This is a genomic window from Chitinophaga eiseniae, from assembly GCF_012641265.1.
GTDB lineage: Bacteria > Bacteroidota > Bacteroidia > Chitinophagales > Chitinophagaceae > Chitinophaga > Chitinophaga eiseniae_A.
Map to the genome: position 1 here is coordinate 1,110,620 of NZ_JABAHZ010000001.1, position 20,331 is coordinate 1,130,950.

Here is a 20,331-nt window from a genome sequence, read left to right on the forward strand (position 1 = left end):
GTTCTATAATACACCTGACAATGGTTGAAGATATTTTAAAAGCATTAGGTATCCAGGGTGAACAAAGCGGTGTCAGCACCGGCGCCCATTGGCTGCCAGCTCACGGAGCTACTATTACCTCCGTATCCCCGGTAGATGATAAAAAAATTGCTGCAGTAAAAGGCGCCAGCCGGGAAGACTACGACCAGGTCGTAGCTACCGCCCAGGAAGCCTTCAAAGAATGGCGTCACTGGCCTGCCCCCAAGAGAGGAGAAATTGTGCGGCAGATTGGCGAAGCCTTGCGTAAACATAAAGAGCACCTGGGTAAACTGGTGTCTTATGAAATGGGAAAGAGCCTGCAGGAAGGATATGGAGAAGTACAGGAGATGATCGACATCTGTGATTTTGCGGTTGGATTATCGCGGCAATTGCACGGGTTAACCATGCACTCTGAACGCCCGGGCCACCGCATGTATGAGCAGTGGCATCCGTTGGGTATTACCGGCATCATTTCCGCCTTCAATTTCCCGGTAGCCGTATGGAGCTGGAACTCTATGCTGGCATGGGTTTGCGGAAACGTTTGTATCTGGAAGCCTTCAGAAAAAACACCGGTGACCGCACTGGCTTGTCAACGTATAGTCGACACCGTATTTGCCGCCAATAAGGTACCCGAAGGCGTATGCAACCTGGTGATCGGCGACCGTGATGCCGGCGAATGGATGTCGAACGACACCCGTATCCCGCTGGTGTCGGCTACTGGTTCCACCCGCATGGGTAAAGCTGTAGGAGCAGCTGTAGGACAGCGTTTGGGACGCTCCCTGCTGGAATTAGGCGGCAACAACGCCATTATCATTTCGCAGGATGCCGACCTCGATATGTCTATCATTGGCGCTGTATTTGGCGCCGTGGGCACTGCCGGGCAACGTTGTACCTCTACCCGCAGGCTCATCATCCACGAAAGCGTATACGACGCCTTTACCGCCAGGCTGGTAAAAGCCTATTCACAGCTGCGCATCGGTAACCCGCTGGATCAGCATAACCATGTAGGCCCATTGATTGATAAAGCGGCTGTTAACGCTTACCTGGATTCCATTGAACAGGTAAAAGCACAGGGAGGCAGTTTCCTCGTAGAAGGGGGTGTGCTTTCCGGGGCAGGATACGAATCCGGTTGCTATGTGAAACCTTGCATTGCCGCTGTGGAAAATATCTACGCGATTGTTCAGCATGAAACCTTTGCCCCCATCCTGTATGTGATGAAATACAAGACCCTGGCGGAGGCTATTGCTATGCAGAATGATGTACCGCAAGGGCTTTCCTCTGCCATCATGACCCTCAACCTCCGGGAAGCGGAGCAATTCCTCTCCCATGCGGGATCTGATTGCGGTATTGCCAACGTCAATATCGGTACTTCCGGTGCAGAAATCGGCGGTGCTTTCGGGGGTGAAAAAGAAACCGGTGGTGGTCGCGAAAGCGGCTCCGATGCATGGAGAGCCTATATGCGCCGTCAGACCAATACGATCAACTACTCTACCAGCTTGCCTTTGGCACAAGGAATCAAATTCGATTTCTAAGAATTGGCATAAAGCTATTAAAACAAACGACCGGTGCGGATATTCGCACCGGTCGTTTGTTTTAATAGCTTTTTTACTTTTATGATAGCTGCTTTCGCTTTTTTTCGGATTCCAGCCCCGAGGCGGTAGCCCCGGAGCTTTTAATTTTCATGACTGGAACTGCTACCCGATCAGATTTTTAAAAGCGGTTGATAAAATGCGTGACTAATACTCTTTTTGCGCAACCTGGGCTGCACTTTACTCTACATACTGCGTGCACAGTTTTAAAAATAGTAGCGAGGTTAGAGAACCCCGCTTTTCGTTAAACGGAAACCATGCTTATGAGAAAAGTAAAAATGGCCGGAAGCCATTAAATACTCTTCTGGATATAAATATTAAACTTTTTTTTGAATATTCATATTCAACTTTTGTGCTACGGGTGCGTTATTGCTGCTCTGTTTCACTATCAAAACATGTCCGCATCCTTTGTCATAAAGGGTTTTGATCTCTTTTCCCCTTAAACCGGTACGATAAATCATCGCAGTAATATTTTCCGGATCACTGCAAATAACAATGGTTTTGCCTTTATTTCTCTTTATCAAGTCGTTAAATACGCTGGCGGCCTGCTCTGGGTCATCAGTCAATTTGAAATAGTCCAGTTGCTTCATCCTGGCTTTTGCCAGCGGGGTAACTGTTTCTACAGCACGATTCACAAAAGTGGTGTAAATGGCGGAAATGTCCATTCCATCCAGCGAGGACACCAATTGATTGGCTTGCTCCTGCCCGGTGGTGCTCAGGTTGGCATCAGTAGAGGTAGAAACTTCCATTTCACCTGCGTTCACGAAAACAAGGGTGGTTACCTGGGGTTCTCCCGCAGACACCCGCAAACCAGTAGCCAGCAAAGTGGCCATCAGAACTGCTTTAAACATGACGATAGATTTAATAAATGAAAAATGGATACCAGTAAAAAAAAAGATAGAATCCCGGTTAGATATGGTAGAAGAGCAGGTATAATGTGTATCAGGAACAACCCAAAACTACGTTGCTTTTCATCGATCATCAACCACATTATGACAGGTGGCTGCCAGTGCTGGCAGGCTACTTTATCAAGATAAGAATGGCATTTCCCGTTAAGTCACTCCTTTCACTGTTATCCTACTGCTCCTGTCCTTCCATTCTCCAATCAACCAATAAATAGCGCGTTTATCATTAAAATTTAATGTTATACCGCTTTTTCTATACCTTTATCGTTTATCATCAAGATATTTTTAGTTGTTTTTTATAGGGAAAATTATTGAACATGAAATTGTTTAGTCGAGAGGTAGCGGCCCTTGCAGGCTGCGTTGCGTTGATGACTGCATTTACAACAAGCGCCGATGCACAAAGTAAAGTCCAGGTCCCCAAAAACTGGCAACTCTTAAGCTACGATACCGATAGTGTGTTCGGTACGTCTACCGAAAAAGCTTATAAAGAATTGTTAAAAGGGAAGAAAAGTACCCCGGTCATTGTAGCCGTGATCGATTCGGGTATCGATACCCTGCATGAAGACCTGAAGAACATATTGTGGACCAATCCGCGGGAAATACCCGGCAATGGCAAGGATGACGACCACAATGGCTATATCGACGATGTTCATGGCTGGAACTTCCTCGGAGGCAAGGACGGCTCAAGTCTGAAAGAAGACTCTGAAGAAGCAGCCCGCGAATACTATCGCTATAAAACCAAATATGGCAATCCTGATTCCTCGCTGGCAAAAGATTCGAAGGAATATACTATTTGGCAGCAATTGCAATCGAAAGTGGAAAAGCCGAACTCCCAGTTTAAGGTGCAATACAAGAGCATGTCCAAGCTCCAGGAAAACGTGAACAAATGTGAAACCATCCTGAAAAACTACCTGGGTAAAGACGATTTCAATGTAGCGCAACTGGACAGTATCCAAACTACCAACCAGGATGTGCTGCTGGCCCGCAACTTCATGAGTCGCCTGTTGAAAAGCGCCGGCGATGAACCAGCTACTTTCGGCGAGTTCAAAATGGAGTTCGATGAGTACATGAATGAGCTGAAACGTAAGGCAGAAGCCACCGATGTACTGCCCAACGCTAACCGCGAAAGGATTGTAGGCGACAACCTCGAAGATATCAACGACAACAAATACGGCAACAAGGATGTGATGGGTACTTTCGGCTTCCATGGAACACATGTATCCGGCATTATTGCCGCCTCCAGGAATAATGGCGTAGGTATCGACGGCGTAGCCGACAATGTGCGTATCATGGCCGTAAAAGCGGTTCCTGACGGCGATGAAAGAGATAAAGACGTGGCCCTGGCTATCCGCTATGCAGTGGATAACGGCGCACAGATTATCAATATGAGCTTCGGCAAGCCCTTCTCTCCTCATAAAGAATGGGTAGATGCCGCCGTGAAATATGCAGAAGAAAAAGGGGTATTACTGGTGCATGCCGCTGGTAATGATGGCGCCAACAACGATTCCGTTGCCAACTACCCTAACCCGAACTACCTCGACGGGAGCCGGGCTGCCAACTTTATCACCGTAGGTGCCATCAGTACCGGCACCATGCCTGATAAAGTGGCGAGCTTCTCCAACTATGGCAAGAAAGAAGTAGACCTGTTTGCACCGGGCGTGCAAATCTATTCTACGATCCCGGGTGGCAACAAATACGGTTCTGCCAGCGGTACCAGCATGGCCAGCCCGGTAGTAGCAGGCGTGGCGGCATTAGTACTCTCCTATTACCCCGAACTGAGTGCCAAACAACTGAAGTATGTGCTCGAAAAGAGTGCTACCCCGCTGCCGGATGGTTCTACCATGGTTAACAAACCAGGCAGCAGCGATGAAAAAATTGCTTTTTCAGATTTATCTGTTACCGGGGGCCTGGTAAATGCTTATGAAGCGTTGAAGCTGGCGGCTACTATTAAGGGAGAAAATGTAAAAGGAAAGAAACAACACAAGGCGAAAGTGAAACCGATCAAAAAGAACTAATCAGTATCCATCATACTAAAAAGACCTGGCTGCGATAAGATCATCAGCCAGGTCTTTTTATTTTTAATGCTTTTTATTTAACGAGGCGCAGGCTGAGGGGATAGCGGTATACCTTGCCCTCATTGGCCCGTACTGCTGCCACGATGCTGAAAATAATATTGAGGAACCATAATATCTGCACCAGGCTTCCCCATCCCCAGGTAAAACTGAAATTCCACCAGGGCCGTGACCAAAACGTAGCCACTGACCAGATGCCATACAGGATATTTTCAACGATTTTGGCGGCAATAACAGCCAGGCTATAAGTGATCTGGAAATTCACAGCTTCCTTGCCCTGATCGTCCACTACATGGGAATCATTGCGTTTAATCAGCCATAGTACCAGCGCCCCGATAATATTGCCTACAGTAGGGATAATCCACATACCAATAAGGCCGCCCAGGTGAATAAAGGTACTCCAGGTACGTTCTTCTTTAGGATTCATAAAATATAAGATTAAATATTAAAGGGAAGTTAACAGCTTATTTTAGCATATCAAAAGAGAAGAAGAAAAAAACTACAAACCTGTAAGCCGGATTCTGTTCCCCCCGCTTTCGCGGAGGGCTGCTATCATTTATCTGCGGCAACGTTCGCACGTTGCCTGTATCTGCCTACCCTCGGTCATCGGGCGAGCAGCCCTCAGGCGACCGTATACATGGCATTTCAGCACGCAAGGTTTACCCGCACAAACAGTTACCTGCCTGCACCGTGGGCGCTTACCCCACATTTTCACCCTTACCTCTACCGGGGTAGAGGCGGTTATTTTCTGTGGCACTTGCTGTGCCTCCACCAATGATGGAGGCCCCACCCGTTAGGTGGTGCGTTGCTCTGCGCTGTCCGGACTTTCCTTTTCGCTGAACAAGTCAGCGAAACGATAGCACGGTTTGTAGTTGAGGCGCGAAGGTAAGAAAATATTACCTAAACGTTATTTCTGTAGCGCCATATCCATATTTGGCGTGGTATTGATTAACGAAGTTGGCCACTTCCGGCGTTTGTCGCAATACCTGGTGAATTTCATCCCGCAACTTTCCTTTACCCACGCCATGAATCACTACCAGGTTGTGCTGATGGTGACTGATAGCCAGTTCCAGGTACCGTTGAAAAGCATTGAGCTGGATAGCCAGGATGGCAATATTGCTCAAACCTTTCCAGTTTTTTTCCAGCGCTTCTATATGCAAGTCTACCTCCTGTTTGGGAGTCAGCGAAGTTTCAGGCTGCAGCTGTATTTTGCTCAACAGGCTGGCAAAGTTCCCGGATCCGATAGTGGTAACGGGCGCCTTCTTTTTAGGCTGCTCCGGTGTGGGCTCCGGTTCTGGTTCTTTCTCCGGAAATTTATCAAATAAAGGATAGGTAATAGTGGCTTCTGCCTTGGTACGCAGCTGTTCCAGCTGCACAAACATTTGTTTTGCCTTTATTCTCCAGGTTTTCTTCACAGAAGTAGCCAGCTTGGGTTGTGGCTCTTTCAGGAAGAAAGTAAACTCGAAACGGGGATTGTCGTTCAGTGATTCAAACAGCAGGTCTGCCAGGTAGAAATGATTGTAAGGCTGGATCTCATTCTTTATTTCCAGATCCAGCTGATTGTTCAGCCAGATCTGAAAATAGAAACGCATGGCATGCGGAGTATCGTTGAACAGGTGAAACTTCATCAGTTTCACTGTTTCATCTAAACCGTCCATCTGGTATACCGGTAAAACAGACAGGAACATGCCTTTATCTGTTTTAAACACTTCATACTTGCTTCTGTCTACTTTGATTTCATCGCCGGGAATGAGCCGCGGCTTTTCCTTTACCAGCTTCTGCTGGGTAAAACGATGGAAATATGGGAAGTCTATCTGGTCGAGATACACCGGGAAAGATGTCCCTTTTATCTCGATCATTACCATGTTATCATTCACCAGTTCAACAACCGTTCCTTCTTCTTTTGAGCTCAACAGCAGTATCCTGTCGCCTATTTGGTATTTCATAATTGCATTCTTCAGACTGCAAAAATAGAAATTTGAAAGGATATGCGGGCCACAGATATCCGGAATATCAGAAGTCGATATACTTGTGGTTGCGTTTTTCCGGATGCCGGCGCATATAGTCATCGACAGAAATGCGGCCGCTTCCTTCCACCAGGAAGACAATCAGTAACAGGAGCACTATGATTGCAAGGCCTGTAGAAGGATATACATTAAATAACCTGGTAGGAGAATGTACAAAGAAAACGGCGCCCAGAAGGATGGGTATGTTGACGATCACGGAAAACCGTGTCACCAGCCCCATGGCTATGAATAAACCGCCAACCGTGTGAGCAAATACAATATAGTGCCCCAGTATGATCGACATGGCCGCCATTGTAGGCCGCTGACTGATCATAGACACCAAAGCATCTCTGTCCATCACAAACAGGACACCCATTCCCATGAGAAATACGCCCAGCAGAATGCGTACTGCACTCAGCCAATTGGGGCTATGAGTATCGCCCCAGTGTTCAACCCGTTGTAGCATGTTCATAAAATATAAATTTTAAGATCAAAGAGCTACTGTGAAGTTACGAAAAAGGGAAAAGCGGAATGCATATAACTATTACGGGGAGATGAGAACAGGTAACCAGTTCTCATCTCCCCGTAATTATGTATAAAGTACGGCTTACGCCTGTTTTTCCTTTACCGCCAGTTTACTATGCGAATAGCTATAGCCTATGTAAATCACTAAGCCTATCGCCAGCCAGATAGAAAATACGATCCAGTTCTTCAAGGCTATTTCTGTCATCAGGTAAAAGCAGCTTAGCATACCTAATACCGGTATCAACGAGAGTTTGCGGGTAACGGAGAGGTAGGAAATGATCAGGGTTACCACCACAAACAGGTAGAAAGGAATATTATGTTTCCATACATTCCACCCTCCTTCCATAGACAGTTTGATTAATATTTCTTTGTTAAACAGGATAATCAGACCGACTACCAGTGCTGGAACAATCCATTGCCCGTTGATATAAGGCAGTTGAAAGCGTTTGGTAGCAGCTTTTTCCTCCCGGGGAAGCAGCAATACGCCGCCGCATACCAGGATAAAGGCAAACAGGGTACCGATGCTGGTGAGGTCTGTTACAATCGTCAGGTTGAGGAACAGCGCCGGGATACCTACCAGCAAGCCGGTTATAATAGTAGCGTAGGAAGGCGTTTTAAACCGGCGGTGGATCGTGCTAAACCGGCGGGGCAATAACCCATCGCGGCTCATGCTCATCCAGATACGGGGCTGACCAATCTGGAACACCAGCAATACGCTGGTGGTAGCCACCACTGCACTCACAGATATGAGGTAGCTGATCCATGGTAAATGTACCTGGTCAAAAACGAATGCCAGGGGGTCATCTACCTTCAGGTTATAAAACGGCACCATACCTGTCAGCACAAAAGAAATCAGCACATATAATACCGTACAGATAATAAGGGAATAAATCATGCCTTTGGGCAAATCCCGCTGTGGGTTGGCACACTCTTCCGCAGTAGTACTAACTGCGTCAAAGCCAATATAAGCGAAAAATACGGCCGATACCCCCTTCATGACACCGGAGAACCCATTAGGCATAAAAGGCGACCAATTGGCCTTATTTACGTAGAAAAAACCTACTACGATGACAAAGAGGATCACCAGTATTTTGAGGGCCACCATGAAGTTGGCGCTCCGTTTACTTTCCTGGATACCTACATAAGCCAGGTAAGTAACAATTACCACGATGATAAAGGCGGGCAGGTTAAGAATTATCGGGATACCGGCAATATGCGGGGCTGCGGCTATCAGGGCAGGACTGGCACTGTCGTAGTTGCTGGCCAGCCAGGGCGGCAGGCTCAATCCCAGGCCCCCAAGGAGGTTATTGAAATACCCGCTCCAGGAAATGGCCACGGCGATATTCCCGATAGCATATTCCAGGATCAGCGCCCAACCTATCACCCAGGCGGCTAATTCTCCAAAAGTAACGTAAGAGTAAGTATAGGCACTACCGGATACCGGTACCCGGGAGGCAAATTCGGCGTAACAGAGGGCGGAAAATCCACAGGTAATCGCAGTAATCACAAATAACAGGGATACGCCCGGACCACCATGGAAAGAAGCTTCCCCGATGGTGGAAAAGATACCGGCGCCAATAACCGCCGCAATTCCCATGGCAGTAAGGTCCTTTACTTTCAGCACTTTATGCATCCCCCCTGTTTCATGACCGTCTGCCAATCCATCTTTGGCATCTTTTAAAATAGTGGCAAGCGATTTTTTTCGAAACAGCGAATTAGACATTGGCTAAGGAATTACGTGTTACAGTTTGGCTTTTAATGTAATTTAAAAAAATCCTGTCCTGGTAAAATAAAAATGCTGATTACCCTGATTAAATCTTTCAGAAAAAAATCAGTGTAAACAGCATTCTCACTTTCATCCTGAATAAGACAAGCGCGAATATAACGCGAATTTGAATACAAAACTTATTGCTGGCGGTTTAACAGGTAGTTGGCCAGATCCATCAGCGGCGCCTTGCGGGACGACAGTACTGCGATATGATCGAGGCTCTGGAAGGCCAGCTGGGTAAAGCGTTCTTTTTCCTTTTCGGCCCACTCATCTACCTTGCAGGCGCGGAACAGCTCCAATACCCTTTCTACCTTGTTTGCCGGCGATGTTTCCATTAACCGGATCAGTTCAGCCTTTTGCGCTGCATTGCACAGTTCAAAAGCCTTGAGTAAAAGGAACGTTTTCTTATTCACCAGGATATCGCCTCCCTGTTGTTTTCCAAATTTTTCGGGATCTCCGAAAGCATCGAGGTAGTCGTCCTGGATCTGGAAAGCAATACCTACATTTTTGCCGAAGTTATACAGGTGTTGCTGGTTGCCCTCTCCGGCGCCGCCGATGATAGCGCCCAGCTGCAGGCTGGCGGCCAGCAATACCGAAGTTTTAAGGCCAATCATGTTTACATAGTCATCGTATTGCACCGCTTCCGGGTCCATGGTTTCGAAGTCCATGTCCAGCTGCTGACCTTCGCATACTTCGATAGCCGCTTTATTAAAAACGCTGATGATCTTTTGTTTGTAATGTGCCTGTACCTTGTTCAGGCGTTCGTATACATTGATCAGCATCACATCGCCGGCCAGGATAGCGGCCGGGTCGCCATACACCGTATGTACCGTGGGCTTACCGCGACGAAGCGGCGCTTTATCCATGATATCATCATGCACCAGGGTGAAATTATGGAAAAGTTCAACAGCGCTTCCCACTTCCAATGCATCCGGGCGCAGGGCATCAAACAACTCATTTCCCATCAAACACAATACCGGCCGGATTCTTTTACCACCTATTCCCAAAATATGAGAGGCCGCGTCATACAGTTTCCGGGGGTGTTCCGGAAAATGTTGCTGATTAAAATGTTGACTAAACTGGGCTATTAAATCTTGAAATGACTGCATCACTCTTGGCTCGGATTTTATTATTTACTCTTTTTCTTTGTTGTTTTTTTATTGACCGGTTTAGCGTTTGCTTTTTTAGCTGCTTTGGTAGCCACTTTCGCCACCGCTTTCTTTGCAGGCGCTTTGGTTACTGCAGCTTTCTTCGCGGGTTTAGGAGCTACTTTCTTCGCGGGTGCTTTGGCCACCGTGGTTTTCTTAGCCGGTTTAGCAGCTACTTTTGCCACCGCTTTCTTCACAGGCGCTTTAGCTACATTGGCTTTCTTAGCTGGTTTAGCAGCTACTTTTGCCGTTGCTTTCTTCGCAGGCACTTTCGTTACAGTGGCTTTCTTAGCCGGTTTAGCAGCCACTTTTACCACTGCTTTCTTCGCAGGTGCTTTCGTTACAGCGGCTTTCTTAGCCGGTTTGGCAGCCACTTTTGCCGTTGCTTTTTTTACTGGCGCTTTGGTTACAGCAGCTTTCTTCGCCGGTTTAGCAGCTACTTTTGCCACCGCTTTCTTCGCAGGCGCTTTGGTTACAGCGGCTTTCTTAGCTGGTGTTTTTGCTACCGGAGCAGGTTTAGCAGCCGGCTTCGCCGTTGTTTTCCTGGCTGGTGCTTTCGCTGCAGTAACTGGCTTAGCGGCTACTTTATCAATAGCTTTCTTCACCGGCGCTTTCACTTCTTCCTTACTAACAGCCGTCTCCTTAACAGGTGCTGGTGTAGCAGGTTTTGCTGGTTCCGGTGCAGGAGTGCCTACTGGCGCAGGCGCAGCTGTTACTGTGACGGGCTTTTGTTCTTTCTGTTTCTTCGCTTTCTTTTCCCGCGCAGCAGGTTGAGACACTACAGGATTAACCGGCTCTGTTACAGGCGTAACGGGCACCATATGGGTTTCTGCCACCACCTGGTCTACTACTGGCACTGGCTCTGCCTCAATGCGGGGCGCTTCATGTGTTTTAGGCGCGGGTGCATGTTCCCATGGTCTGCGTTGCTTGTCGGCACGGAATTTTTCTTTTTTCCGTTTACGTTCATCGCGACGTTGTTCCCTGCGTTGTTCATCACGGCGCTTAGGTTGGAAGGCGCCAGGAGCGGCAGGTACACCTGTGCCGGTGAGTTCATCTTCCAGGTCATAGTCCAGCTGGCGTTTGGCCAGGTTGGATGCTACCACCCGGATACTTACCTTCTCGCCTATACGAAACTTGCGACCGGTGCGTTGTCCCACCAGGGCGTATTCTCCTTCGTTGTACTGAAAATCTTCCCGCCTGTTGAGGTTATGAATACTGATCAGTCCTTCGCATTTGGTATCCATGGTTTCCACCCAGAAGCCGAAATGCGCCACGCCACTGATCACGCCTTCAAAGGTGTGACCAATGAACTGCTGCATGTATTCCACCTGTTTATATTTATTACCGGCTCTTTCTGCTTCCATAGCCTTACGTTCCATCTCCGAGCTGTGTTTGCATTTCTGCTCCATTTGCTTATCGGGGCGTACGCTGTTGGCCAGGCATTCTGCCAGTACGCGATGCACCAGTACGTCGGGGTAGCGACGTATAGGCGAGGTAAAGTGGCAATAATCTTCAAAGCCGAGGCCATAGTGGCCTATGTTATCTACCGTATAAATAGCCTTCGCCATGGTACGGATACCGAGCGTTTCCAGCACCGGCTGTTCCGGCCGGCCTTTTACCCGGGCCAGCATATTATTAAATGATTCCGCAATGGTTTCCGGCCCGCTGAGATCGAATTTGTAACCAAACTTGCCTGCAAACAGGGCAAAGGTTTTCAACTTTTCCGGATCCGGCGTATCATGCACGCGATATGGGAAAGGAATAGGCTGTTTATTAATTCTCAGTTTTGCTACAAAGGCTGCAATGGTTTTATTGGCCAGCAGCATAAACTCTTCGATCAGCTGGTGGGCTTCCTTGCTTTCTTTGACCACAATCCCAATGGGCTTACCTGTTTCATCCAGTTTAAAACGTACTTCCTGGGAAGAGAAGTTGATAGCTCCCTTCTCAAAACGTTGTGCACGGAGGTTTTGAGCAATCCTGTTCAGCAGCAGTACTTCATTCCGGTAAAGACCTTCTTTCGTTTCTATAATATCCTGTACCTCTTCATAGGTAAAGCGATGGTCGGAATGAATGACCGTCCGCCCAATCCAGTGTTGTTTTATTTCTCCTTTATCGGTCATCTGGAACATGGCCGAGAAGGTGAGTTTATCTTCATGCGGGCGCAGGGAGCAAAGTTCATTGGATATTTTTTCGGGCAACATCGGCAGCACCCTGTCTGGCAGGTATACCGACGTGGCGCGTTTATCGGCCTCCTTATCCAGTTCCGTTCCGGGCAATACATAATGACTTACGTCTGCGATGTGTACGCCTACCTCATACAGCCCGCTTTTCAACAGGCGAAGGGAAATGGCATCATCAAAATCCTTTGCATCCACCGGGTCGATGGTCATGGTGAGAAATTTGCGGATATCCTTGCGATTACGTACTTCCGTTTCCGTTATATTTTCCTGGAGATGGTCTAACTCGGCCATGACTTCTTTGGGGAAGTTGAGCGGGAAGCCTGCTTCGATGAGGATTTCCTTCATCGCCAGGTCGTTGGTATTGGTAGCGTCCAGTATTTCTATGATTTCGCCTACCGGTTTGCGGGATTTCTCGCCCCAGGCCACTATTTTCACCACAGCTTTATCGCCGCTCTTGGCAGTTCCGAGGGAATTGGCGGGGATATAAATATCCGGCATAAACAATCCCTTTTCAGGGATCAGGAAAGCAAAGCTCTTGCTGACCTGGAGGGTGCCGGTAAATTCGGTTTTATTTCGTTTAAGGATGTCTGTTACAATGCCTTCCATGCGGGTGCCATTGTTACGATCTTGCTTCAATACATCTACCAGTACTTCATCCCTGTCGAGGGCGGTCTGCAGGTTTTTCTGCTTCACCATGATATCTTTGGTCAGGCCTTCCACGATTACAAAAGCCATTCCTGACTTTGTTACTTCCACAATGCCTTTAAAGGTTTTCTTCTGGGTATTTTGGTGGTTATGGTGATGACTCCCTTTTTTATTTTTCTTTTTTCTACTCATGTTAGTCGTAAGTTATCATTGACCCGGAGCTGGCAGGTGCCGGCTTATGTAGTCAAAAATAAAGTTATTAAATAATTCTGCTTCCCCGAAGAGGAAAGATACTTCCACAGGAATAACAGCCATGCGGAGGTTTTGTTCTGCCAGCTCCTTTTTCAGCAGGTGTAGCCTCACTGCATCCTTTTCGGTGGTGATGACAATCTTTTCGGTACCTGGCAAGTCGCTGCATTCTTTTTTGATTTTTGTGATATCTTTTTCTGTGTAATAATAGTGATCGGGAAAGGACAAGAGGTAAACCTGGTCATAACGCCGTTTCAGTTCATCGAGCAATGGTTCGGGCCTTGCTATACCACAAGCCAGCAATACAGTTGCTGATGGGGGGATTTCCACCGGTTGATGGGTTACCATATCGGACAGGGCGCCGTACTGCAAGGTAGTGAAAAAGAGCCGCTGATGAGGCAAAGGGTTAATTTCTTTTTCCAGGGCTGCCTTTTCTGCCCGGCTCATATCCGGCGGACACTTGGATACGATGATACAGTTGGCGCGTTGATAACCGGCCCGGCCCTCTCTAAGTCGGCCGAAGGGCACCACATGATCGCGGGTAAACAGGCGGCTGTAATCGGTGATCATGATATTCATGCCTGGCTTAATAGAGCGGTGCTGGAAGGCATCGTCGAGCAATATCACCTGGGTGTTGGGTTCATCGCCCAGCAACTGGGGAATAGCCAGCATCCTTTCTTCCCCTACGCAGACTTTGATATCGGGGAATTTATCATGAAACTGCATCGGTTCATCCCCGATATCTGCAGCGGTACTATGTTCATCGGCCAGCAGGTAGCCGCTGGTACGGCGATTATACCCCCGGCTGAGGGTGGCTACGTTGAGATGGTCTTTGAGCAGGCGGATCATATATTCCACATGCGGCGTTTTACCGGTACCTCCTACAGAAAGGTTGCCGGCGGCAATAACCGGCAGGTCAAACTCCACGGCGGTCAGCAGTCCTTTGTCATAGAAGCGGTTACGGATCCACATCACCAGGCCATACAGCAGGGAAAAGGGGTATAAAAGAAAATTCAGGTATCTGAGCACTGTTGTTTATTTAAATTGATAAATATGATCCGGGGTCACCACCGTTTGCAGCGGAATATCCCAGGGATCTACATCCTGGATGGCGGGCACAGGTTCAAACAGGGACAATCCCACCGTATGCGCCTCCGGGCATTGCTGCAGAAAACGGTCGTACATACCTTTGCCGTATCCTACCCGTTGCCCTTTCCGGTCGAAGGCCAGTAAAGGTACAAAGATGAGGTCTATATCAGCCGGTTGTACTTCCTCCCCATGCTCGGGTTCGGGGATGCCAAACTGGTTTTTGACAAGGATGGTATTGGTTTTCCAGAGATAGTGGATCATGTCGCCTGTTTTCATGTCCGACCGGGAAAGCACCCATTGCAGGCCGGGTTGTTCCTCCCGCAGCCATTTTACCAGCGGCCAGGTATCGGCTTCCTTTTTTTCTGAAATGGGCAGGAAAACATGCGCCATCCGGAAACGGCTGTAATCCAGCTGCCGGCAGCGGTCCAGCAGCCGCCCGTTCAGGTCCAGGGCCGTATCGTCGTCCATATTGAGCCGCAGCTCCAGGAAATGTTTTCGTATATCCTTTTTAGTGGTCATGCCATTAAAGTATGCAGCGAGGCAGACAACAACTGTGCCTGTTGTTGTACAAATGCCTTATCTACAGGATCGGCCAGCGGGATACGCCCCACTTTGGGAAAGCCGCTCCAGCGTACAATATCGTCTTCATTGGTGTGATAATCGCCGTTAAACACCCATCCAATAACGGGTACGCCTGTATGTTGCAACACCCTCGCAGTAAGCATTGCGTGATTAATGCTCCCCAGGTAATTCTGCGCCACCACCAGCACTTTCGCTTCCAGCGCCAGGATCAGGTCGAGGGTCGACAGTGTTTCATTAATGGGTACCAGCAATCCCCCGGCGCCTTCCATTACCAGCGCCCGGTTCCTGGGCTGGTATTGTTTCGACAAGGCCACGATGCGGTCGATATCAATATTTTTATTTTCCAGCCGGGCTGCCAGGTGCGGAGAGGCAGGTGCCTGCAGTAACCAGGCCTCCGGGTGACAAACTGACACGTTATTGGATAACAGGCTGCCGACAGTATCCGTATCTGTGCCTTCCAGCAACCCTGTTTGAACAGGTTTCCAATAATCTGCCTGCAACGCTTCGGTTATACAGGCTGCACTGATCGTTTTTCCCACGCCGGTTCCTATACCGGTAATAAATATGCATTCACTCATTGGCAGCAAATATAGGGAGAATGTATAAAGTAGCGCCGGAAACCAATCCTAAAGCGCCCGGGCGGTATCGGCCCAATTCCGTATTTTCGTAAACATACAACCTCATTTTTTATGAAATATTGTGATAACATACTCGAAACGATAGGAAATACCCCGATGATCCGGCTGCATCGCGTTACTGCCACCCTTCCCTGCACCGTGCTGGCCAAAGTGGAGTTTTTTAACCCCGGCAACTCTATTAAAGACCGGATGGCGGTAAAAATGATAGACATAGCCGAGCAGAAAGGACTGCTGAAACCCGGCGGCACCCTGATTGAGGGCACCTCCGGCAATACCGGTATGGGCCTGGCCCTGGCCGCCATTGTAAGGGGTTATAAATGTATTTTTACCACTACTGATAAACAATCCAAGGAAAAGGTGGACATCCTCAAGGCGGTAGGCGCCGAAGTAATTGTATGTCCCACCAACGTGGAACCTGAAGATCCCCGATCCTACTATTCCGTATCCAAAAGGCTGGCCACAGAAGTGCCCAACTCTTTTTATGTGAATCAATATGATAACCTGGCCAACCGGGATGCCCACTACGAGCAAACAGGCCCGGAAATCTGGGAGCAAACGGAGGGAAAGATCACCCACCTGGTAGTGGCTACCGGCACCGGCGGTACTGTTACCGGTACCGGGAAGTACCTGAAAGAAAAAAATCCCGATATACAGGTATGGGCTATTGACAGCTATGGCTCCCTGCTGAAAAAATATTTTGAAACCGGTGAAATAGATATGAATGAGGTATACCCTTATATCACAGAAGGTATAGGAGAAGATTTTGTGCCGGAGAACTACGATATGACCGTCATCGACAAGTTCGAAAAAGTAACCGATAAAGATGCCGCCGTGATGGCGCGCCGCATCACCAAAGAAGAAGGTATTTTTGTGGGTTATTCTGCCGGATCGGCGATACAGGGACTTCTGCAGCTGAAGGCTTCTCTCAAACCTACCGATGTGGTAGTGGTTATTTTCCATGATCACGGCAGCCGTTATGTAGGAAAAATATACAACGATCAATGGATGATGGAACGGGGTTTCCTTGATGTAAAGACGGTAAAGGATGTGGTGAATGGCCGCCGTAATCAGCCGCTGGTCACCATTGGCACAGATGAAAAAGTAAGCGAAGCCATTGCCCGCATGAAAAAATTTGATATTGAACATATCCCCGTGGTAAAAGACGGAGAGATAGTAGGCTCTATTTCTGAAAGCGGTTTATTCAATCGCCTGATCGATGACGCCAACCTCAAAGACGCCGCCGTGCAACAGGTGATGCAGGCTTCTTTCCCGCTGGTAGGACAAGATACGCCTATAGAAAAACTGTCGGTATACATTAACCGGGAAAACGGTGCCGTACTCACCAAAGATGACAGCGGCAATCACCATATTGTTACGAAATACGACATTATCCAGGCCCTGGGCCGTTAGAAAGAGCGGAAAGCTTAAAGCTATTATAGCGGATGACCAGTGCGGATAATTACCCGCTATACTCACTCGTTATAATAGCTTTTTGCTTTGAGCTTTTTGTTTTATGCTTTATCTTTTATGCTCACTTTCACTGACCAGTTAAACCGGCAAATAACACTTGCCCATCCGCCACAGCGCATTATTTCGCTGGTGCCTTCACAAACCGAACTGCTCTGGTCCCTGGGGCTTGAAAAAGAAGTGGTGGGCATCACTAAATTCTGCGTACGCCCATTTGCGTGGTTTCGCGAAAAAACGCGGGTAGGCGGAACGAAAAATATACACCCCGACATTGTCCGGTCGCTGAACCCGGACCTGATCATTGCCAATAAAGAAGAAAATACCGAAGCAGATATAACGGCGTTGATGGATCAATACCCGGTATGGGTGAGCAATATACAAACCCTGGAAGATGCTTTTGAGATGATATCCGGTATAGGAGCAATCACCGGCCGGCAGTCGGCAGCTGCCGACATCCGTGCCCGTATACAGGCGGGCTTTAGCGCGTTGCAACCACTCATTGAGCCGGAGCCTGCTGCCTACTTTATCTGGCGGGATCCGTGGATGGTAGCCGGCGGTGATACCTTCATTCACGAAATGTTGCGTGCGTGCGGGTGGCAGAATGTTTTCGGTGCCCGGCCCCGTTATCCATCGGTGACTGCGGAAGAGCTTTCGCTTAGCGGGTGCCGGCGGGTATTATTATCGTCGGAGCCCTATCCTTTTAAGGAAAAACATATCGCGGAATTACAGGCCATCCTGCCGGATGCACAGGTACAGCTGGTAGATGGGGAAATGTTTTCGTGGTACGGCAGCCGTTTACTGGAATCTCCGGCTTATTTTCAATCTTTGCTACATCCTTTAAAATGACGAGGCAACCTTCTTCTTTTCGTTTGCGTAAACAGTGAATAGATCAACAAAAAAACGCACATTTATGGAAAGAAGAGATTTTGTTTCCAACCTCGGACTAACGCTGGCACTGGCTTGCACAGCGGGATTGGCGGCCTGCAGTAAAGGCGGCAGTAATGACAATCCCACCCCTACGCCCCCGGCGGGCGGCAATGGCAATGCAAAGCTCACACTCAACCTGACCAGCGATCTGCCTAATGTAGGCGATTTTAAAATCTCTAATGGCGTTATCCTGATCCGTACCGGCAGCGGTAATACGGCATCGGCTTTCACTGCGCTGTCCAGCACCTGTACGCACCAGGGCTGTACCGTAGCTACCTACAACAACAGCTCCAAATTAATTGAGTGCAATGCGCCTTGCGGCCATGGCAGCAGGTATACCACTACCGGCGCCGTGAATACGGGTCCTGCTTCGGCGGCATTATCTGCCTTTACCGTAAAAGTAGATGGAAGTGTGTTGACCGTCAGCTAGTGATTTTGAAGGAAATCCAGTACCCATGCGGCAAATGCGGCGCTACGCACTACGGAATTATGATCGCCGGTCACCGTGCCATGCATACCAGCCGGCATCATAGCGGCGAGTGATCCGCCGGTATCATTATCTTCATCTTTATCCCCTCCGATAACCAATACTGGTTGCTGTACTTTGGCCAGTTCCTGCGGTGTCGTAGCAGGCTGGCCAAACTGCATCCAGGCGAGGGCACGCTGATCCAGGCCTGCCTGCTGCACATTTTTCACCATCGCGGCCAATGCCGGGACCGGCTTCCCGGAGAGGGCCTCATAAAATTGCTGGCGGCGCGGCCAGGCCGGATTGGTGAAGGCGGTTCCCATCCCCCCTATAACGGCACTGGATATACGACTATCCAGTACCAGCAAACGCGCGGTGATAATGGATCCGCGGGAATATCCCACTACCTGGTAATGCTGGAGTCCCAGCCGGCTGGCCAGCTCCATCACATCTTTTGCCTCGGCATCGTGCAGGTAGGCAGTGCTGTCCTGCGGATGATCAGAGGCGCCGTTACCTCTCATATCCAGTGTTATAACGCGGAAGCCATGCAAGAGCAGAGAGTCATATAAGGCGGTTCTTTTCCAGGATTCGCCGTCTACAATAAAGCCATGTATTAATATTACCGGTTTGCCGCTTCCTTTTACTGTATAATGAATACGGGTACCGTCAAAAGAAGTATAGTACAGGAGAGAGTCGGTCGCCTTGGGCGCAAAAGCTTGCGCAACGGGCATCTCTAGCCATAACAGCGGTAACAGGGCCAGGTATTTTTTCATATGGAACCGGGTTGAGAAAAGGGTAAAATACATTTTTCTGTTGGTAGATTAAATACATAAGCACTTACTTTTCGCTATAAATCTTCTATTTAACTCCTTATATTTGCTTTCCTAAAAAATAAAACACATATCAGAGTATGGGAAAGTACAGAGCTGGCGTATTATTCGGCGAAGAGCTGGATGCGCTGTATAACGATGCCAAAAACAACGGATTTGCTATGCCTGCCGTGAATGTTGTGGGAACTAACTCCGTGAATGCGGTACTGGAAACAGCTGCTAAGGTAAATTCACCGGTGATTATACAGTTTTCTAATGGCGGTGCACAGTTTTTTGCCGGTAAAGGTATGCCGAATGACAAGCTGCAGGCCAATATTGCAGGTGGTATCTCCGGTGCTAAACACGTACATGAAGTAGCTAAATATTATGGCGTACCAGTAATATTGCACACTGACCACGCTGCCAAAAAATGGCTGCCGTGGATCGATGGTTTGCTGGACGCGGGTGAAGTGCATTTCAAACAAACTGGTCAGCCACTGTACAGCTCTCATATGCTGGATCTGTCTGAAGAACCTATTGCAGAGAACATCGAAATTTCTCATAAATATTTCGAGAGAATGAACAAACTGGGTATGTCTATCGAAATCGAGCTGGGCGTAACTGGTGGTGAAGAAGATGGCGTTGATAATTCCGGTGTGGATAACGCCAAATTATATACGCAACCTGAAGAGGTAGCTTATGCATACGAAATCTTATCTAAAGTAGGCCCCCGTTTCACCGTAGCTGCCGCTTTTGGTAACGTACACGGCGTATATTCTCCGGGTAACGTAGAACTCCGCCCGGTGATCCTGCACAACAGCCAGGAATTCATCCAGGAGAAATTTAAAACTGCTGCGAAACCAGTATACTATGTATTCCACGGTGGTAGCGGATCTCCCAAACACCAGATCTCCGAAGCTCTGGGTTATGGCGTTATCAAAATGAACATCGATACCGATATGCAATGGGCATTCTGGGAAGGTGTACATGATTTCTACGAAGCGAAGAGAGATTACCTGCAGGCACAGCTGGGTAACCCCGAAGGCGCCGACAAGCCTAATAAAAAATACTACGATCCACGCGTATGGCTGCGCAAAGGTGAAGAAACCTTTGTAAAACGCCTGGAAGAAGCATTCAGAGACCTGAACTGCATCAACAGAAACGCATAAGGAACGCTTAAAGCATAAAGCGGAAAGCAAAAAGCTATTGTAGAGGAGATTATAAATTATGTTATATTATATAATATAT

At 48.3% G+C, this 20,331-nt stretch carries 17 protein-coding genes and 1 other RNA gene; 6 read left to right on the forward strand and 12 right to left on the reverse strand.

Annotated features, from left to right (window positions below; translation table 11 throughout):
- The first annotated feature begins 20 nt into the window (after positions 1 to 20).
- Positions 21 to 1,550 (forward strand): aldehyde dehydrogenase family protein, encoded by a 1,530-nt coding sequence (locus HGH91_RS04335; RefSeq protein WP_168737205.1) that lies wholly within the window; start codon positions 21 to 23, stop codon positions 1,548 to 1,550.
- A 374-nt stretch (positions 1,551 to 1,924) separates the two neighbouring features.
- On the opposite strand, the gene HGH91_RS04340 is transcribed toward HGH91_RS04335, so the two are convergent.
- Positions 1,925 to 2,458: a histidine phosphatase family protein gene (locus HGH91_RS04340; protein WP_168737206.1), complete on the reverse strand. Its 534-nt coding sequence runs from the start codon at positions 2,456 to 2,458 to the stop codon at positions 1,925 to 1,927.
- Positions 2,459 to 2,829: 371 nt separating this feature from the next.
- On the opposite strand from HGH91_RS04340, the gene HGH91_RS04345 reads away from it, so the two are divergent.
- Complete coding sequence (locus tag HGH91_RS04345; protein ID WP_211092193.1) at positions 2,830 to 4,527, forward strand: S8 family peptidase; 1,698 nt, start codon at positions 2,830 to 2,832, stop codon at positions 4,525 to 4,527.
- A 73-nt stretch (positions 4,528 to 4,600) separates the two neighbouring features.
- Here HGH91_RS04345 and HGH91_RS04350 read toward each other — a convergent pair whose 3' ends face one another.
- The 10 genes from HGH91_RS04350 to bioD form a co-directional block, all read right to left on the reverse strand.
- A complete protein-coding gene (locus HGH91_RS04350) occupies positions 4,601 to 5,011 on the reverse strand; it encodes a DUF4870 domain-containing protein (RefSeq protein WP_168737207.1) in 411 nt (136 codons plus the stop codon).
- A 67-nt stretch (positions 5,012 to 5,078) separates the two neighbouring features.
- An RNA gene (gene rnpB, locus HGH91_RS04355) (RNase P RNA component class A) lies at positions 5,079 to 5,457 on the reverse strand.
- A gap of 23 nt (positions 5,458 to 5,480) precedes the next feature.
- Positions 5,481 to 6,530 (reverse strand): Smr/MutS family protein, encoded by a 1,050-nt coding sequence (locus tag HGH91_RS04360; RefSeq protein ID WP_168737208.1) that lies wholly within the window; start codon positions 6,528 to 6,530, stop codon positions 5,481 to 5,483.
- Between the two features lie 67 nt (positions 6,531 to 6,597).
- Positions 6,598 to 7,062, reverse strand: a complete 465-nt coding sequence (locus HGH91_RS04365; protein WP_168737209.1) for a DoxX family protein — start codon at positions 7,060 to 7,062, stop codon at positions 6,598 to 6,600.
- A gap of 135 nt (positions 7,063 to 7,197) precedes the next feature.
- On the reverse strand, positions 7,198 to 8,838 hold the full coding sequence (locus tag HGH91_RS04370) for an amino acid permease (RefSeq protein WP_168737210.1): 1,641 nt from the start codon (positions 8,836 to 8,838) through the stop codon (positions 7,198 to 7,200).
- Positions 8,839 to 9,020: 182 nt separating this feature from the next.
- Positions 9,021 to 9,992 (reverse strand): polyprenyl synthetase family protein, encoded by a 972-nt coding sequence (locus HGH91_RS04375; RefSeq protein ID WP_168737211.1) that lies wholly within the window; start codon positions 9,990 to 9,992, stop codon positions 9,021 to 9,023.
- A 20-nt stretch (positions 9,993 to 10,012) separates the two neighbouring features.
- A complete protein-coding gene (gene rnr / locus HGH91_RS31055) occupies positions 10,013 to 13,048 on the reverse strand; it encodes a ribonuclease R (protein WP_211092194.1) in 3,036 nt (1,011 codons plus the stop codon).
- Positions 13,049 to 13,063: 15 nt separating this feature from the next.
- Entirely contained in the window at positions 13,064 to 14,134 is a 1,071-nt protein-coding gene (lpxK, locus tag HGH91_RS04385) for a tetraacyldisaccharide 4'-kinase (protein WP_168737212.1), read from the reverse strand.
- Between the two features lie 6 nt (positions 14,135 to 14,140).
- Positions 14,141 to 14,713: a 5-formyltetrahydrofolate cyclo-ligase gene (locus tag HGH91_RS04390; RefSeq protein WP_168737213.1), complete on the reverse strand. Its 573-nt coding sequence runs from the start codon at positions 14,711 to 14,713 to the stop codon at positions 14,141 to 14,143.
- Positions 14,710 to 15,354, reverse strand: a complete 645-nt coding sequence (gene bioD, locus HGH91_RS04395) for a dethiobiotin synthase (RefSeq protein WP_168737214.1) — start codon at positions 15,352 to 15,354, stop codon at positions 14,710 to 14,712. The genes HGH91_RS04390 and bioD overlap by 4 nt, the downstream gene beginning before the upstream one ends.
- A 111-nt stretch (positions 15,355 to 15,465) precedes the next feature.
- On the opposite strand from bioD, the gene HGH91_RS04400 reads away from it, so the two are divergent.
- From HGH91_RS04400 to HGH91_RS04410, 3 genes are all read left to right on the forward strand, one after another.
- Complete coding sequence (locus tag HGH91_RS04400) at positions 15,466 to 16,824, forward strand: pyridoxal-phosphate dependent enzyme (protein WP_168737215.1); 1,359 nt, start codon at positions 15,466 to 15,468, stop codon at positions 16,822 to 16,824.
- A 117-nt stretch (positions 16,825 to 16,941) separates the two neighbouring features.
- A complete protein-coding gene (locus tag HGH91_RS04405) occupies positions 16,942 to 17,727 on the forward strand; it encodes a helical backbone metal receptor (RefSeq protein WP_168737216.1) in 786 nt (261 codons plus the stop codon).
- Positions 17,728 to 17,791: 64 nt separating this feature from the next.
- A complete protein-coding gene (locus HGH91_RS04410) occupies positions 17,792 to 18,238 on the forward strand; it encodes a ubiquinol-cytochrome c reductase iron-sulfur subunit (protein ID WP_168737217.1) in 447 nt (148 codons plus the stop codon).
- Here the strand turns inward: HGH91_RS04410 and HGH91_RS04415 are convergent.
- Positions 18,235 to 19,047, reverse strand: a complete 813-nt coding sequence (locus HGH91_RS04415; protein WP_211092195.1) for an alpha/beta fold hydrolase — start codon at positions 19,045 to 19,047, stop codon at positions 18,235 to 18,237. The two genes, HGH91_RS04410 and HGH91_RS04415, sit on opposite strands and share 4 nt — an antisense overlap.
- A 137-nt stretch (positions 19,048 to 19,184) precedes the next feature.
- Between HGH91_RS04415 and fbaA the strand changes: the two genes are divergently transcribed.
- Positions 19,185 to 20,252: a class II fructose-bisphosphate aldolase gene (gene fbaA / locus HGH91_RS04420; protein WP_168737218.1), complete on the forward strand. Its 1,068-nt coding sequence runs from the start codon at positions 19,185 to 19,187 to the stop codon at positions 20,250 to 20,252.
- Positions 20,253 to 20,331 lie beyond the last annotated feature (79 nt).

Coding starts and splice junctions, on each gene's coding strand:
- HGH91_RS04335 (WP_168737205.1), top strand. CDS start 21: ATGGTTGAAGATATTTTAAAAGCATTAGGTATCCAGGGTGAACAAAGC.
- HGH91_RS04340 (WP_168737206.1), bottom strand. CDS start 2,458: ATGTTTAAAGCAGTTCTGATGGCCACTTTGCTGGCTACTGGTTTGCGG.
- HGH91_RS04345 (WP_211092193.1), top strand. CDS start 2,830: ATGAAATTGTTTAGTCGAGAGGTAGCGGCCCTTGCAGGCTGCGTTGCG.
- HGH91_RS04350 (WP_168737207.1), bottom strand. CDS start 5,011: ATGAATCCTAAAGAAGAACGTACCTGGAGTACCTTTATTCACCTGGGC.
- HGH91_RS04360 (WP_168737208.1), bottom strand. CDS start 6,530: ATGAAATACCAAATAGGCGACAGGATACTGCTGTTGAGCTCAAAAGAA.
- HGH91_RS04365 (WP_168737209.1), bottom strand. CDS start 7,062: ATGAACATGCTACAACGGGTTGAACACTGGGGCGATACTCATAGCCCC.
- HGH91_RS04370 (WP_168737210.1), bottom strand. CDS start 8,838: ATGTCTAATTCGCTGTTTCGAAAAAAATCGCTTGCCACTATTTTAAAA.
- HGH91_RS04375 (WP_168737211.1), bottom strand. CDS start 9,992: ATGCAGTCATTTCAAGATTTAATAGCCCAGTTTAGTCAACATTTTAAT.
- rnr (WP_211092194.1), bottom strand. CDS start 13,048: ATGAGTAGAAAAAAGAAAAATAAAAAAGGGAGTCATCACCATAACCAC.
- HGH91_RS04390 (WP_168737213.1), bottom strand. CDS start 14,713: ATGACCACTAAAAAGGATATACGAAAACATTTCCTGGAGCTGCGGCTC.
- bioD (WP_168737214.1), bottom strand. CDS start 15,354: ATGAGTGAATGCATATTTATTACCGGTATAGGAACCGGCGTGGGAAAA.
- HGH91_RS04400 (WP_168737215.1), top strand. CDS start 15,466: ATGAAATATTGTGATAACATACTCGAAACGATAGGAAATACCCCGATG.
- HGH91_RS04405 (WP_168737216.1), top strand. CDS start 16,942: ATGCTCACTTTCACTGACCAGTTAAACCGGCAAATAACACTTGCCCAT.
- HGH91_RS04410 (WP_168737217.1), top strand. CDS start 17,792: ATGGAAAGAAGAGATTTTGTTTCCAACCTCGGACTAACGCTGGCACTG.
- HGH91_RS04415 (WP_211092195.1), bottom strand. CDS start 19,047: ATGAAAAAATACCTGGCCCTGTTACCGCTGTTATGGCTAGAGATGCCC.
- fbaA (WP_168737218.1), top strand. CDS start 19,185: ATGGGAAAGTACAGAGCTGGCGTATTATTCGGCGAAGAGCTGGATGCG.